Annotated in this window: 1 protein-coding gene; it reads right to left on the bottom strand. The window is 37.9% G+C overall.

The genetic code is table 11. The features are described from left to right. Positions 1 to 740: IS110 family transposase (locus B5E87_RS14815; RefSeq protein ID WP_158095640.1), on the bottom strand; the 740-nt coding region annotated here is incomplete at its 3' end. Positions 741 to 836 lie beyond the last annotated feature (96 nt).

The following is an 836-nucleotide window of genomic DNA, read 5'->3' as shown; positions in this document are numbered from 1 at the left end:
AGTTCGATATGAGCTATTAGATGTTTGATCTGCATTTCATCTGCCAACGAAGAAATGCCAACAGATGTTTTTGCACTTTCCTTTAGCTTTTCAGCAGTCAGAGAAATGCGATTGCCTCTGCCGGTAATATCAAAGCATTTGCGTAAAGTTCTGATGTCAGCCTGTGCAATGGCCTTTGCACTGCCAAACTGTTTAAGAATAGACATATAGACTTTTCCGTACTTGGATTTAAAAAGTGAGTTATATTCAGGAAAAACAAGATCTATGCATTTCTGCAGACGATTGGAAAGAACATTGATCTGTTCCTTGAGGGAATGATGCAACCTAGTCAGCTGCTTCTGTTCATAAAGGTCAAATTTCTTAGATGACGTCAACCGATAAGGTTTCTTGAGTTTGTTTGAGCTTAATATATCGCATATATTAAGAGTATCAAGTTTATCGTTTTTAGTGATGCCACCATCCATTCTACGATTGAGATCGGTAGTTTTAGGATTGATCAAAGCGACGCTGTAGTTCTTCTGTAAAAGAAAGCGCAATAAAGCGAAATGATAATGACCAGTATCTTCCATACCGATAAGAACGCTATCAACAGGATAGAGAGCGATCTGAGAGATAAGGAATTCAAAACCCTGAGCATTATTAGAGAAAGCGACAGGCTGAAGAATAACTTCACCAGTCAACTTGTCAACGATGCTGACGAAATGCTTGTGCTTTCCGATATCAATACCAACTAATTTCATAAAAACCATCCTTTCAAATAAATTTCATGTGATGTGGTACCCACAACACTTAGACCATAAAACCTGGTTCAAAATGCGAATTCAAAGACTCATCTA

This window comes from Massilimicrobiota sp. An142 (genome assembly GCF_002160725.1).
GTDB classification, from domain to species: Bacteria; Bacillota_I; Bacilli_A; order Erysipelotrichales; family Coprobacillaceae; genus Allocoprobacillus; species Allocoprobacillus merdigallinarum.
This window is presented reverse-complemented; position numbering and strand designations above follow the sequence as displayed.